The sequence below is a fragment of the Nocardiopsis nanhaiensis genome, assembly GCF_054778635.1.
This window is the reverse complement of record NZ_BAAGZJ010000093.1, coordinates 1-14,579: the sequence shown is the minus strand read 5'-3', so window position 1 is coordinate 14,579 and position 14,579 is coordinate 1. Positions and strand designations below refer to the sequence as shown.

Below are 14,579 nucleotides of genomic sequence, written 5' to 3'. Positions count from 1 at the left end.
CTAAGGGCGCGACCGCCGGACGCATGACGACCGCACCACCGTCGGGGGTGGGGCGGTGCTCTGTGGCCATGCGCGAACCGGTGCCGCGGCGATCCAGGTAAGAGGGTGGCGTGCTCTCCCTCGGCGGGAGGACGGCCAGTCCCTTGTACCAGTTTGCCAGACCCACAACCATGCCGGGACCAGTACCTATTCCTTGCCCCCCTTCGGCGCCTGCCTGTCGCGCATCGTGCTGGGCATGGGCTTGTTCCGGTCGTTGTGCCGCAGCCGCCAGAACACCGCGGCCAGAGCCACGATGGTGAGCGAGAGCACCAGGGACCCGGCGTTGGCTCCCAGGCCGTGGATGAACAGGTAGGCCGCCGATCCGGCCACCAGGAGGTAGTAGGTCATCGGGAGCACGGTCTGCCGGAGGATGTCGCCCTCCCGGCCCACGAGGCCGACGACCGCGGAGGCGGCGACGACGTTGTGGACGGTGATCATGTTGCCCGCGGCGCCACCCGTGGCCTGGGCCGCGACGACGGTCTCCGGCGGGGCCCCGATGCGTTCGGCGGTGGAGTGCTGGAACAGGGAGAACATCAGGTTGGAGACGGTGTTGGAGCCCGCCACGAAGGCGCCGAGGGCACCGATCCAGGGCGCGAAGAGCGGCCAGTTGTGCCCGCCGACCTCGGCGGCCCCGGTGGCCAGGGTGAGCGGCATGCTCTCCAGCGTGGTCGCGCCGAATTCTTCGCCGGTGTTGATGAAGACCCGCACCAGGGGCACCGCGAAGAGCAGGGCCACGGCGGCCCCGGCGAGCTGGGATCCGGCCATCTTCCAGGAGGCGAGGATCTCCCGCCCCTTCATCCGGTGCAGCACGTAGGTGATGAGGCAGACCAGGATGAAGGTGGCCCCGGGGGAGAAGAGCGGCTCGACGGTGTCTCCGATGGAGGTGCCGAAGATGTCCTCGGCGCCCAGGGAGATGCCCTCCAGCCGTTCCGTGAGGGGTTCGATGGTGCGGGTGATGATAAGGATCCCGGCGACCAGGATGTAGGGCATCCAGGCGTTGAGGAAACCGACGCGGCGCCCCTCCTTGAGGGCGTCCTCACCGTTGCCGGACTCGATCTTTCCGGTCCAGCGGGCCAGCCAGTCCTCGCGGGGCGGGAAGTCCCAGACCTTCTTGGGCATGAGGAAGCCCTTTCGGGCCGCCAGGACGACGATGATCAGCCCGGTCAGGCCGCCGAGGAGGCTGGTGAACTCGACGCCGAGGAAGTAGTTGTACAGGACTGACGGGATCGTCAGGGCGAAGGCGGCGAAGAGCGCGAACTTCCAGACGACCAGGCCGTCGGAGAACCGCCGGTTCTCCCCGTAGAAGCCGCAGAGCATGCAGCAGATGAGCAGGGGGATGAGGGTTCCGGCCGAAGCGTGCAGGAGCACGGTCTGGAAACCGATCTCGGTCACGTACTCGGGGAAGCTCATACCGAGTGCGGCGGCGCGCTCGTCCACCCCTCCCCCGCCGTCGAGGCCTCCGGAGACACCGACGAGGATCGGGGTGCCGACCGCGCCGAAGCTGACCGGAGTGCTCTGGATGACCATGCCGACCATGACCGCTGCCATGGCCGGGAAGCCGAGGGCGAGCATGAGCGGAGCGACGACGGCGGCCGGAGTACCGAACCCGGAGGCCCCCTCGATGAAGCTGCCGAACAGCCAGCCGATGATGATCGCCTGGACCCGGCGGTCGGGGGTGATGTCGGTGAAGGTCCGGCGGATGGTGGCGATGGCGCCGCTCTTGGTGAGGGTCGAGAGCAGGAGCAGAGCGCCGAAGATGATGTAGAGCAGGCCCGCAGCGAGGATCAGGCCTTGAAGGGTGGAGGCGGCGATGGCCATCCAGTCGGTCTGCCAGAAGAGGACGGCGATCCCGACCACGACGACGTACCCGGCGGGCATCGCGTACATGGCCGGCAGCCGGAACCCGACGAGCAGGACTCCGACGAGCAGGATGGGGACGAGGGCTAGGAGGCTGAGCAGGGCGAGATTGTCCATCCAGACGGCTCCCTGGATTGGGGGTGTGCACTGCGAGTGGCGCGACCCTAAGCCTGTGGAAGCCCTCCCACCAGTCCTCCTGTGTGATCTGCAACACAAGTGATATTTGTGTTCCGCGATTCGAAAGGAAAGGCGGCTATTCGGCGCTGAGCTGGCCTTCTATACAGGAGCCTCCGCCGAAGACCCCTGCAAGAGAAAAGGCCCCCTCCCCGATTGGGGAGAGGGCCGAAGCCGGGTGTCACCGGACCGGATCCTGTCCGGACCGGGATGATCCGGTCGGGATGGTTACCGTTCGGGGCCCACCGTGGTCTTCTGGATCTGGAGCAGGAACTCCGCGTTGCTCTTGGACTCCTTCATCTTGTCCAGGAGCAGCTCGATGGCCTGCTGTGTGTCGAGCGCGTGCAGCACCCGGCGGAGCTTCCAGACGACGTTCAGCTCCTCGCCGGACATCAGGATCTCCTCCTTGCGGGTGCTGGAGGCGTCCACGTCCACGGCCGGGAAGATCCGCTTGTCCGCCAGGGACCGGTTGAGCTTGAGCTCCATGTTGCCGGTGCCCTTGAACTCCTCGAAGATCACCTCGTCGGCGCGCGAACCGGTCTCCACCAGCGCTGTCGCCAGGATGGTCAGCGAGCCGCCGCCCTCGATGTTGCGGGCCGCGCCGAAGAAGCGCTTCGGCGGGTAGAGGGCGGTGGAGTCCACACCACCGGACATGATGCGCCCGCTGGCGGGAGCGGCCAGGTTGTAGGCACGGCCCAGACGGGTGATGGAGTCGAGCAGGACCACCACGTCCATGCCCATCTCCACGAGCCGCTTGGCGCGCTCGATCGCCAGGTCCGCGACGACCGTGTGGTCCTCCGCCGGGCGGTCGAAGGTCGAGTGGATGACCTCGCCCTTGACCGTGCGCTGCATGTCGGTGACTTCTTCCGGCCGCTCGTCGACCAGGATCACCATCAGGTAGCACTCGGGGTTGTTCTCGGTGATCGCGTTGGCGAGCGACTGCAGCACCATCGTCTTACCCGCCTTGGGCGGCGAGACGATGAGCCCGCGCTGGCCCTTGCCGATGGGCGCCACGAGATCGATGATGCGGGTCGTGAGGATGCTCGCCTCGGTCTCCAGCCGCAGGCGCTCCTGGGGGTAGAGCGGGACGAGCTTGGAGAACTCCTGGCGGCCCTTGGCCTGGTCCGGCGACATACCGTTCACCGAGTCCAGGCGCACCAGGGCGTTGAACTTCTCGCGCCGTTCACCCTCGCGGGGCTGGCGGACCGCACCGATGATGTGGTCGCCCTTGCGCAGGCCGTTCTTGCGCACCTGGGCCAGCGAGACGTAGACGTCGCTCTGGCCGGGCAGGTAGCCGGTGGTGCGGACGAACGCGTAGTTGTCCAGGATGTCGAGGATCCCCGCGACCGGAAGCAGGACGTCGTCCTCGCCGATCACCGGCTCCGCTTCCTGTCCCCCGCCGCGTCCGCCGCGGCGGTCCCTGCGGTCCCGGCGGCGTCCGCGCCGACGGCCACCGCCGCCGCCGAAATCGTCGTCGTCGTTGCCGCGGCCCTGGTTCTGGCCGCCACCGCCGCCGCCCTGCTGGCGGTCGGAGTTGTTGTTCGAGTTCTGGTCGTCACCGCCTCGGTTGCGGTTGCGACGGTTGCGCTGGCGCTCGCGACCCTGCCCGGACCTGGTGTCACGGTCCTCGGAGTCGGGGCCGTTCTTCTGGGGGGTGCTGGATGTCTTGGTCACGCTGCTCGCGGAGGTTGAGGAGTCGGTGCCGTCCACCGATCGGGTCTGGTCACCGGACTCGTCACCGCGCCTGCGGGACGAGCGGCGGTTACGGGAGGGCCGGTCGGCCTTCCCACCCTGGGTCTCGGTCACGGCCTGGTCCGACGGCCGCTGACCCGCACTCTTGCGCGGGGCCTCGTCCGTGCCCGGCTTGGCGGGAGACTGGGGTTCGGCCTGGCCGTCAGTTGTATCGACCTTACCGGCCTTGGGCGCGGTGTCGGCTTGCTTTGCCGATTTGGCCTTGTCCGGACCGCCGACGGGGCCGCCCTGTTTGGCCTCGATCGCGGCGATCACGTCGCTCTTGCGCATGCGCCCCGTGCCGGTGATGCCCATGCTCGACGCGAGCTTCTGGAGCTCGGGGAGCTTCTGGGCGGCGAGCCCGGTACCGCGCGAGGCCGTCCGGGGCCTTGACGAGGTCGCGGCTTCGCCGGCCTCCGAGGAGGCGTCGGCGCTCTTCTTGCTGTCGACCGCCGCGTCCGTTCGGAGTTCGGTGGTGTCGCTCACTAAGGGTCCTTCCCAAGGAGCGGGCATCGGCCGTCAGCTGTTTGCTTGAGCGGCCGGCCCGGTGGTGCGAACCGGCAGGGGCCGGGTAGGGCGTGCCCCACGTGGATGTTCGGAAACCGGCGAAAAACGGTCACCTACCCAATCGCGGCGGGCTCTGGGTACAGCCAGACGTCGGGGCGGATGGCTCGGAGGTGATGCCCGTCAACCCTCCAGGCACGCTCATCCACGGGGGAAGAGCGGACTTTGGAGACGTGGGCACAGCGGTCAAACCGCTGACACGACACTTTGGCCACCGCCTCCGACAGGTCAAGAGATCGGACCGCCGAAGTATGAGACGCGGAAGCCGTTGTGGCGGATGAGCACACGCCCCGCAACGGGGCATCTGGTGCTTCACCCAGCCTAACATCACCAGAGGCCACGGCTATTCCTCGACACAGATGCTACGGATGGGGAGATGGGGCCCGCACCCCCGCCAGCTCGATGTGCAGGGGGCGTATGCCCCAATCATTACCCGCCCGCTGACGGATCGAATCAACCTGGCGGGCGATTTCCGGTGAATCCTCCCGCGCGGCACCCTCAGTCGTCGCGCACAGCACCAGCACCGTGGGCCCCGCCCCGGAGACCACTGCGGGCAGGTTCTCCAGTTCACGCAGGTCACCGATGAGGTTGAGGGTGCGCGGCATCGCGGGAGCCCGGTAGGACTCGTGTAGCCGATCCTCGGTGGCCGCGTACAGGGCCGCGGGTTGGCCACAAACGGCCGCCGTCATCAGCGCGGCACGGCCCGCGTTGAAGGCCGCGTCGCCGTGGGTGACGGTCTCCGGCAGGAGCCCGCGGGCGCGTTCGGTGGAGAGCTTCCACCCCGGCACACACAGGACGGGCAGGATCCGCTCGTCCGGGGTGAGCCGGGCGACGCCCCAGGAACCGCTCTCGCGGAAGGCGACGGTGTAGCCGCCGTAGACACAGGGGGCCACGTTGTCCGGGTGCCCCTCGATGTCCGCGGCGACCTGGTAGATCCAGTCGCGGTCAGGGCCTCCGTCCTCCCCGGCGCGGCCCAGGAGGGCCGCCGCGGCCGCAACCCCGCCGACGATCGCGGAGGACGACGAACCGAGGCCGCGCGCGTGCGGGATGTGGTTGGCGCAGTGCAGATCCAGGCCGGGAAGCTTCTCACCGACCCGGTCGAAGGCCTCCCGCATGGCACGGACGACGAGGTGGCGCCGGTCGAGCGGCACCTCACCCGAACCTTCTCCCTCGACCCGGATGCGGAGCTCGTCGTCCTGGCGGAGCGAGACGCCGAACTCGTTGTACAGCTGGACGGCCATCCCGAGGGCGTCGAAACCCGGGCCGAGGTTGGCGCTGGTGGCCGGGGCGCGGACAGACACCCGTTCGGGGCGCGTTGAGGTCAAGATCGCTCTCCAAACAAGCGATGATCTTGCCCCCGGCTCCACTCCCGACGGGCGAGCACGGCCCTGGGGGCAAGATCATCGCGGTAAGCGGCTAGGCGAGGTCGAGGGCCTTGGCGGCGGCTTGGGCGTCGACGGGGACGGTAATGGCGGAGGAAGCTCCGGCCAGCGCCCAGTCGGGGTCCTTGAGGCCGTTTCCGGTCACGGTGCACACGATGCGGCTGCCCTTGGGTATGTGCCCGGCCTCGGCAGCCTGGAGGAGGCCGGCGACGCTCGCGGCGGAGGCGAGTTCGACGAACACGCCCTCCTCGGCGGCGAGAAGCTTGTAGGCGGCCATGATCTGGCGGTCGGTGACCTTGTCGATGCTGCCGCTGGACTCGTCGCGGGCCTGCTCGGCGAGCTTCCAGGAGGCCGGGTTACCGATGCGGATCGCGGTCGCGATGGTGCTGGGGCTGGGGACCGGGGCGCCGTTGACGATGGGCGCCGATCCGCTGGCCTGGAAGCCGAGCATGCGCGGGGCCCTGCTGGAGACACCGTCCGCGGCGTACTCGGTGTAGCCCATCCAGTAGGCGGTGATGTTGCCGGCGTTGCCCACGGGGATGCAGTGGATGTCCGGTGCGTCTCCGAGGGCGTCCACGATCTCGAAGGCCGCGGTCTTCTGGCCCTGGAGGCGGTAGGGGTTGACCGAGTTCACCAGCGCGACCGGGTAGTCGACGCTGAGCTTGCGGGCGAGTTCGAGGCAGTCGTCGAAGTTGCCGTCCACCTGGAGCAGGCGGGCCCCGTGCACGAGGGCCTGGGCGAGCTTGCCCATCGCGATCTTGCCCTGGGGTACCAGCACGGCGCAGGTCATGCCCCCGCGGATGGCGTAGGCGGCGGCGCTGGCGCTGGTGTTGCCGGTGGAGGCGCAGATGACGGCCTTGGCGCCGTCCTCGGCGGCCTTGGTGATGGCCATCGTCATCCCGCGGTCCTTGAAGGAGCCGGTGGGGTTGAGGCCCTCGACCTTGAGGAAGACCTCGCAGCCCGTCAGCTCGGATACGCGCGTGGCAGGCAGCAGGGGCGTGCCGCCCTCCTGGAGGGTGACGACGGGGGTGCTCTCGTTGACGGGAAGGCGGTCGCGGTACTCCTCGACGATGCCTCGCCACGCCCGTGCCATGCTCACGACGGTGTCCCTTTCGGGTGGATGCGGTTTCGCTTGACGCGATGGAATGGGGTGGAGCTTCCGCAGAGGCGGTCGCCCCCACCTGCTACGAGTCTATGACCCGGCCCGGGCTGTCTTGCATCCCGGGCAGATATTTCTCACTATTCGAACACCGGGATCCGTGCTGGGACGGATCCCGGCTTGTCGCGGCTACTCCTGGAAGGTCTCCACACGCATCACGCTGGCGACCTCGCGGACCATCGGGTGCACGCTGAGCTCCTCGACGGTGGCGCTGAGCGCGGCGTCGGGGGCGGGGTGGCTGACCAGCACGAGCTGGGCGTCGTCACCGGTGCCCTCCTGGCGCACGTTCTTGATGGACACCCCGTGGTCGGCGAAGATCTCGGCGACCTTGGAGAGCACACCAGGGCGGTCGGCGACGTCCAGCGCCACGTGGTAGCTGGTGATGGTGTGGCCCATGTCGTGCACCGGCAGACCGGTGTCGTGGGCGCCCTCCCCCACCGAGGTGCGGGCGAGGCGGTTGCGCGCCACCGCCACCATGTCGCCCAGGATGGCGCTGGCGGTGGGGGTGCCCCCGGCGCCGGCACCGTAGAACATGAGGCTCCCGGCGGACTCCGCCTCGACGAACACCGCGTTGTAGGCCTCCTTGACGTTGGCCAGCGGGTGCTCGACCGGCAGCATCACCGGGTGGACCCGTACACCCACGGACTCGCCGTCCTCCGAGCGCTGACAGATCGCCAGGAGTTTGACGACGCAGCCCATCGCCCGGGCACTGGCGATGTCGGCGGCCGACACCGCGGTGATGCCCTCGCGGTGGACGTCGGCGGCCGTGACCCGCTGGGTGTGGAAGGCCAGGCGGGCCAGGATCGCGGCCTTCGCGGCGGCGTCGAAGCCCTCGACGTCCGCCGTCGGGTCGGCCTCCGCGTACCCGAGGGTCTGGGCCTCCTCCAAGGACTCGGTGAACCCGGCCCCTTGGGAGTCCATGCGGTCCAGCACGTAGTTCGTGGTGCCGTTCACGATGCCGAGGACCCGGTCGACCCGGTCACCGGCGAGGGAGTCGCGCAGCGGGCGCAGCAGCGGAATCGCACCCGCCACGGACGCCTCGTAGTACAGATCGACCCCCGCCTCGCGCGCCGCGGCCTGTAGCGTCTGCCCGTCCTCGGCCAGCAGCGCCTTGTTGGCCGTCACCACGGACTTGCCCGCCTTGACCGCGGCGAGCATCAGGGAACGGGCGGGTTCGATCCCGCCGATGACCTCCACCACGACATCGATGTCCGGGCGGGTGACCAGCGCCGTGGCGTCGGTGGTCAGCAGCGCCGGGTCGACGCCGCGATCGCGGTCCAGCCGACGGACCGCGATACCACCGATCTCCATCGGCGTGCCGATCCGCGCGGCCAGTTCCTCGGACTGCCCGTTGACCAGGCGGACGACTTCCGAACCCACAACGCCGCATCCGAGCAGCGCCACCTTCATCGCCATTTGGGCGTGACTCCCACTTCTCTCGTGTCCGGCCTGCCGGACGCCGGTGCGACGCCCGTCGTACGGACGGTTCAGCCTACGTCGAGGCGGAGGAGGTCCTCCTCGTTCTCCCTGCGCACGATGGCCCGTGCCTCCGCGTCCCGGACCGCCACCATGGCGGGGCGGGGCAGGTGGTTGTAGTTGCTCGCCATGGAATAGCAGTAGGCGCCCGTGGCGGCCACCGCCACCAGGTCGCCAGGCCGAAGGTCGGCGGGCAAGTAGAGGTCGTGCACGATGATGTCACCGCTCTCGCAGTGCTTGCCGACCAGACGGGAGAGCATCGGCTCGGCGTCGCTCTCCCGGGACACCAGCTGGCTGGTGTACTCCGAGCCGTACAGGGCAGTGCGGATGTTGTCGCTCATCCCGCCGTCGACGCTGACGTAGGTGCGGATGCCCTCGACGTCCTTGACGGTACCGACCTCGTAGACGGTGATCCCGGCGGGACCGGCGACGGCGCGCCCCGGCTCGACGGCGATACGCGGCACGGGAAGCCCGGCGTCCGTGCACTCGCGCCGCACGATGGCGGTGAGGCTGGCGGCGATGGTCTTGGGGTCGAGCGGGTCGTCACCGGAGGTGTAGGCGATGCCCAGACCGCCGCCGAGGTCGAGTTCGGCGAGCGTGACGTCGAGTTCCTCGTGGATCTGGGTGAGGAACCGGGTCACCCGGCGGGCGGCGACCTCGAAGCCCGAGGTGTCGAAGATCTGCGAGCCGATGTGCGAGTGCAGGCCGACCAGGTCCAGGTGCTCGGCGGCGAGGACGCGGCGGACCGCCTCCGCGGCGGCGCCGGTGCTGAGCGCGAAGCCGAACTTCTGGTCGTCGTGCGCGGTGGCGACGAACTCGTGGGTGTGCGCCTCCACTCCGGTGGTGACGCGGATCAGGACCTTGGGGCTGGCGCCGAGCTCGGCTGCCACGGCCTCCAGGCGGTCGATCTCGTCCAGGGAGTCCAGGATGATCCGGCCGACCCCGGCCTCCACCGCGCGGCGGAGTTCGCCGACGGACTTGTTGTTGCCGTGCATGGCGACGCGGTCGGTGGGGACTCCCGCGGCCAGGGCCACGGCCAGTTCACCGCCGGAGCACACGTCGAGCTTGAGCCCCTCCTCGACCACCCAGCGGGCGACGGCCTTGGTCAGCAGGGCCTTGCCCGCGTAGTAGACGTCCGCGTCGGAGAAGGCGGTGGCGTAGTCCCGGGCGCGGGCACGGAAGTCCTCCTCGTCCATGATGAAGAGAGGAGTGCCGTATTCGGCGGCGAGGGCGCGTACGCCGATGCCGCCGACGGTGACCTCGCCGTCCGACCGACGCGCGGTGGCGGGCCAGACCTTCGGGTCCAGCGAGTTGAGGTCCTCTGGCGGCAGCGGCGGGTTGTCCTCCGGCAGGACCTCCGCGTGGCGGGATCCGGCAGGGTGGGCGTAGCGGCTCATGGCGGTCTTTCGGCTGGGACTCTGTACGTCTGGCTGTGCTGTGTCGATAGGGCTGCCGCAGGAGCGGCTGGGAACCGCGCCGCACGACACCGTTTCGGGCCGTGGCGGTGGGCGCACCCACCCCATTCTCCATCCAGGGCATGCTCGGCGGGCACACGCCCTGCCCGATCGGAACACTGGTGTCGGGCTCGTTCCACCGATGGACAGCGGCGGGGTGTCTACAGCCTTGTGGGCGCTGACACCCCGAGCAGGAAGAGGCCGGTGTTGAGGACACCGGCGACGGCGGCGGGCAACGCCGGGTCGAGGGCGGCCCGCATCGGTTCCGGCCCCGCCCCGTCGACGGCGGTGGAACTCGTCCGCCACTCATCGTAGGCACTGGTCAGTGCTTCCAGGTATCTGACCAGGATATGGGGTTCCTCTCGGCGCGCCGCGGCATTGAGGACACTAGGGCCGTCGAAGAGGAGCCCGCGAACCTTGCCGTTGCCCCCGTGTTGGCAGTCGGAACGCTGGACGAAAGCGCCCTCGGCCGCCCAGCGGAGGCTGCTCAGCGCGTGCGCGTGCGCGTAGCGCAGCCGGAAGGCGGGGTTGGCGTCGGTGAGGCGGACCCAGGCCCCCGGGCGTTCGGCTGAGGGCAGGACCGGCAGGCCCTGGCCGGTCGTCTCGGTGTCGTGCGGTCTCTCGGGGATCGATCGGCAGAACGCGATCCGCGCGCTCGCCTCGCCGATCCGGCCGAGCGCCCGGCCGGAGGGGGTGAACAGTTCGGAGCGGTCGGTGTCCAGGTAGCGGTCGCGCCAGGAGACCTCGCCCTCGGGACCGGGCGGCGGCACCCGCTCACCGACGGCCATGGCGATGCGCGCACGCGCGTCCGCCCTGGCGTACCGGCGGGCCTGGGCGACCGGACCGGCCTCGTGCAGGGCGGAGTGCGGCCAGTCCCCCGTCCCGGTCCAGTCACGGCCGGTCAGGAAGCTGGGACCGTCGGCGGCCGCGTGCAGGAGGTTCTGCCGCTGTGCACAGGTGAAGGTGAAGTTGGCGAAACCGCGCTTGTCCTCCAGGACCCGGGCGAACCCGGCGTCCGGCTCGCCCTCGGCGGCCATGGCGCCGACCTGGGAGACGATCCGCCCGGACACCAAGTGCCGGTGGGCGTTCTCCCCGCCCATCGGGAGCTCGCTCCGGACCCTGCTGACCAGGCGCGGTGCCAGTGCGGCGGCGGCATCGGCCTCCGCGCCCGCGTGGTCGGCACGCGGCCACACGAACGGGATGTCGGCGTCGCTGAGGTCGAAGGCGCGCAGCGCGGCGCGGCGGACGACTGATTCCAGCCTCCGAGGGGTCACGCCGCTCCCCCGATCCCGCCGTCGCCCTTGCCGGGGAGGGCCCGGATGAGGTCGACCAGCTCGTCGGGGTCGAAGGGTTTGGTGAGGTAGTCGTCCACGCCGATCCGCTCACCGCGTCTGCGGTCGTCTGACTGGGCCCGAGCGGTCACCATGACGATGCGCCGGTCGTAGCCGTCCGCCCGCAGGCGCTCCACCGTGGCCCACCCGTCGAGTCTGGGCATCATCACGTCCATGGTGATGACGTCGGGGTCGACGTGCGCGAACCGGTCCAGGCAGTCCTGCCCGTCCGTCGCGGTGAACACCTCGAACCCCTCCAGTTCGAGGTTGAGGCGGATGAGTTCGCGGATCACCTCGTCGTCCTCGACGACGAGAACCCGTGTGGGAAGGGCGTTCACGACCGCGACACTACCCGTGCCGGGCGAGACGGCACCACTGGATTCGGGTATCCGGCCGGCCTTGGCACCCCGCCCCCATCACGAGTGGACGACCACACCGCAACCACTGCTACAGTTGTTCACGCAGCAGCGCCCCCTTAGCTCAGGGGATAGAGCACCGGCCTCCGGAGCCGGGCGCGGAGGTTCGAATCCTCCAGGGGGCACCGTGCGGATGGGAACACTCTTCGGGTGTTCCCTTTTCTGCTTTATCGGTCCTCCTTCAGTCTCGACGGCCTCGTGACCCTCGGCCGCCGGGCGTCCGCGGGGCGGCCCAGGGCAGGTACGGCCGCTCGTCGTGCGGGTGGCGAGGAAGTCAACAGCCGCCCCGGCAGGGCCCGAGTGCCGGCCCAGTACTCCAGTGGCTCAGTGCACCGGAGTACTGGGCCGGCACGAGTCCAGCCGTGCGGGCGCGTGGGTTACTCGCTGGCCAATGACCGGGTGATCGAGGCACCGGCGGCTCGGCGGGCGGGCAGGAGCGAAGCCAACACCCCGGCGACGACGGCCAAACCGATGAAGGTCGCGATCTGCCCGGCGGGAAGCGCCAACAGGATGTCGGACATGACCGAGGCCGACACGGCCCAACCGAACACGACACCCAACGCGACGCCGATGACCGCTCCGATCAGGCACAACACGACCGCCTCGACACCGAGCATGCGGCGTAGCTGGGACCGTTTGAGTCCCATAGCTCGTAGCAGCGCGGACTCGCGTGTGCGTTCCAGCACGGACAGGGCCATGGTGTTGGAGATTCCGAACAGGGCGATGATGATCGCCAAGCCCAGCATCGCCGCGATGCTGTAGAAGACGGTGTCCAGGAGGTTTTCGAACTCCTGCCGCTCCTCGATGGTAGACATCACCCCCAGCGTGGGGTGGGCGTCCACCGCCGTGTAGACGGCGTCGCGCAGCTCGGCGGCAGTGGCGCCGTCGGTGCCGCGCACCATGACCGCGGAGTCACCGGAGATGTCGGGGCGGAGCTGGTCGAAGTCCTGCTGGTCGACGATGATTCCGTTGAACAGTGCGGTGCTCTCCACGACAGCCGCGATCTCCACTTCGAGGACCCCCTGAGGGGAGTCCAAGGGGACGGTGTCACCCACGTCGACGGAGTCGGCGAATCGTTCGGTGACGATCGCCCGCCCCTGCCCCAGGTCGGACACCTCGCCCCCGACGACGTCGCCGTCGATCTTGTCGACCGTCGAGGTGCCGTAGACCGCGGTCACGAGCACGGTTCCCTCGACATTGGCGACCGCCTCCTCGGTACCCACCAGCTCGGATCGCTGGGCGAAGACCTCCTCGACCTCGTCGGACTCGGCCAGGTCCGCGCGGACCGAGTCGGGGATGGTGCTCAGGTCGACGGGTTCCTCGTCCTGTTGGTCCTCGGATCCCTCCTGTGCCCCCGACTCCTCGCCGTCCCCGAAGGCCTCGGCGTTCATCATGGGCCGGATCTCGTAGTCGGCCGGGTACCGGCTGTCGAGCTCATGGGCGGTCGTCTGCTGGAGCGAGGAGCTGGCCACGGAGTAGCCGGTGATGAGGGTGGCGCCCACGGTGAGGGCGATCATGGCGGTGGCGGCCCGGCGCGGGCTGCGGGTGGAGTTGTCCACGGCGAGCATGCTGGGCACCCCCATCCGACGGAGCGGGACCCCCATCACGCGCACGATGCCGCGCACCAGCAGCGGGCCGAGGACGACCACGCCGACGAAGGCGATCAGGGCGGCGCCCACCACGACGTACAAGTTCTCCTCAGACGGCTCCGGAGCCAGAGCCAGCATGACGAGAGCAGCCGAGCAGGCGAAGGCCAGCAGACCGACCACCACGCGGACCCAGCCGGTGCCCTTCTCCATCCCGGCGGCGGTGGCGCTGGTGCGCAGGGCGGCCAGCGGCGACACCCGGGTGGCCCGCATAGCCGGGACCAGGGTGGAGAACACCGTCATCAGGGTGCCGACCAGCAGACCGGTGAACACGGCGGCGGGCGTGACCACGACGGAGCTGACGGAGTCGACACCCATGAGCGGGCCGCCGAAACGGATCCCGGCCATGCCGATGCCCAGGCCGGCCAGGACGCCGAGAACGGAGGCGATGAGTCCTACCACGAACGATTCGGCGAGAACGGAGCGGAAGACCTGGCCGCGCTTGGCGCCCACGCAGCGCAGCAGGGCGAGTTCGCGCTGGCGCTGGGCGACGAGGATCGCGAAGGTGTTGTAGATGACGATCCCGGCGACGAACACCGCGACCAACGCGAACACGAGCAGGCCGGCACGGATAATTTCGGTTTCCGTGCCCACTTCATCGGCTAGCCGCTCCCCGTACGCCGTGGCGGTGTAGACGTCGGCCCCCTCACCGAGCACCGACTCCATCGCGGCGGCCAGGTCCTCCTCGCTGCTGTTGCCGGCGGCCAGGGCGTCAATCTCGTGATAGCCCTGTGCACCGGTCATGGCTTCGAACGCGTCCGGGGCCAGGACCACCGCGCCGCGGTAGCTGAACTCGGGATCCAGGCCCAGGTCGATCAGGCCGGTGACGGTGAAGTCGTGCTCGTCCTGCTCGGGGTCGAGCAGGGTGACCGTGTCGCCGATCCCGAACCCGGTCTGGTCGCTGATCACGGTGGCAAGGACGATCTCGTCATCGGCGTCGGGCATCTCCCCCTCAGAGGGGGCGAAGCGCGATACCTCTCCGACGGTCATGGCCGAGGGCGGCAAGGTCCCGTAGGTGCGCCCGTCGGCGTCGAGCAGCATCGTCGGACTCTGGCCTACCCCGTCGACCTCGGCGGCCTCCGGGAGTTCACGGACCTGGTCGAGCTGGTCCTCGGTGAAGGGCTGCGGGTCCTGCCCTTCACCGTCCTGGTCCTGGGACAGGTCACCGACGGCGATGGCATCGACGCTGGTGGCCGAGCCCATCACCGACTCCTCATAACTCGCGTTGAGGGTGTCGGCGAAGACCATCGTGCCGGAGATGAACATGACGCCGAGCAGGATCGCCAGTGTGGTGGTGACGTACCGGGAGGCGTGCAGTCTCAGTCCGGCCAGTGTGGTGCGCAGCAACTC

Annotated in this window: 9 protein-coding genes and 1 tRNA gene; 1 reads left to right on the top strand and 9 read right to left on the bottom strand. The window is 69.5% G+C overall.

Annotated features, from left to right (window positions below; genetic code table 11):
* Positions 1 to 186 precede the first annotated feature (186 nt).
* The 8 genes from ACYVD1_RS29750 to ACYVD1_RS29715 form a co-directional block, all read right to left on the bottom strand.
* Positions 187 to 2,013 (bottom strand): L-lactate permease, encoded by a 1,827-nt coding sequence (locus ACYVD1_RS29750; protein ID WP_460777829.1) that lies wholly within the window; start codon positions 2,011 to 2,013, stop codon positions 187 to 189.
* Positions 2,014 to 2,298: 285 nt separating this feature from the next.
* Positions 2,299 to 4,287 (bottom strand): transcription termination factor Rho, encoded by a 1,989-nt coding sequence (gene rho, locus ACYVD1_RS29745; protein ID WP_460777828.1) that lies wholly within the window; start codon positions 4,285 to 4,287, stop codon positions 2,299 to 2,301.
* 440 nt (positions 4,288 to 4,727) lie between these two features.
* Positions 4,728 to 5,666, bottom strand: a complete 939-nt coding sequence (thrB, locus tag ACYVD1_RS29740; RefSeq protein WP_460777845.1) for a homoserine kinase — start codon at positions 5,664 to 5,666, stop codon at positions 4,728 to 4,730.
* 115 nt (positions 5,667 to 5,781) lie between these two features.
* Complete coding sequence (gene thrC / locus ACYVD1_RS29735) at positions 5,782 to 6,840, bottom strand: threonine synthase (protein WP_460777827.1); 1,059 nt, start codon at positions 6,838 to 6,840, stop codon at positions 5,782 to 5,784.
* 195 nt (positions 6,841 to 7,035) lie between these two features.
* The gene (locus ACYVD1_RS29730; protein ID WP_460777826.1) at positions 7,036 to 8,322 is read right to left on the bottom strand and encodes a homoserine dehydrogenase; all 1,287 of its coding nucleotides are present in this window, start codon (positions 8,320 to 8,322) and stop codon (positions 7,036 to 7,038) included.
* A 71-nt stretch (positions 8,323 to 8,393) separates the two neighbouring features.
* Positions 8,394 to 9,779 carry a diaminopimelate decarboxylase gene (gene lysA, locus ACYVD1_RS29725; protein ID WP_460777825.1) on the bottom strand — a complete coding sequence of 462 codons (1,386 nt, stop codon included), beginning with the start codon at positions 9,777 to 9,779 and terminating at the stop codon, positions 8,394 to 8,396.
* A gap of 218 nt (positions 9,780 to 9,997) precedes the next feature.
* Positions 9,998 to 11,110, bottom strand: coding sequence for a DALR anticodon-binding domain-containing protein (locus ACYVD1_RS29720; protein ID WP_460777824.1), 1,113 nt, complete (start codon positions 11,108 to 11,110; stop codon positions 9,998 to 10,000).
* Complete coding sequence (locus tag ACYVD1_RS29715; protein ID WP_460754781.1) at positions 11,107 to 11,505, bottom strand: response regulator transcription factor; 399 nt, start codon at positions 11,503 to 11,505, stop codon at positions 11,107 to 11,109. The genes ACYVD1_RS29720 and ACYVD1_RS29715 overlap by 4 nt, the downstream gene beginning before the upstream one ends.
* Before the next feature lie 131 nt (positions 11,506 to 11,636).
* Here ACYVD1_RS29715 and ACYVD1_RS29710 point away from each other — a divergent pair.
* Positions 11,637 to 11,708 (top strand) — tRNA-Arg (locus ACYVD1_RS29710).
* A 252-nt stretch (positions 11,709 to 11,960) separates the two neighbouring features.
* Here the strand turns inward: ACYVD1_RS29710 and ACYVD1_RS29705 are convergent.
* On the bottom strand, positions 11,961 to 14,576 hold the full coding sequence (locus ACYVD1_RS29705) for an ABC transporter permease (protein ID WP_460777844.1): 2,616 nt from the start codon (positions 14,574 to 14,576) through the stop codon (positions 11,961 to 11,963).
* Positions 14,577 to 14,579: the final 3 nt, after the last annotated feature.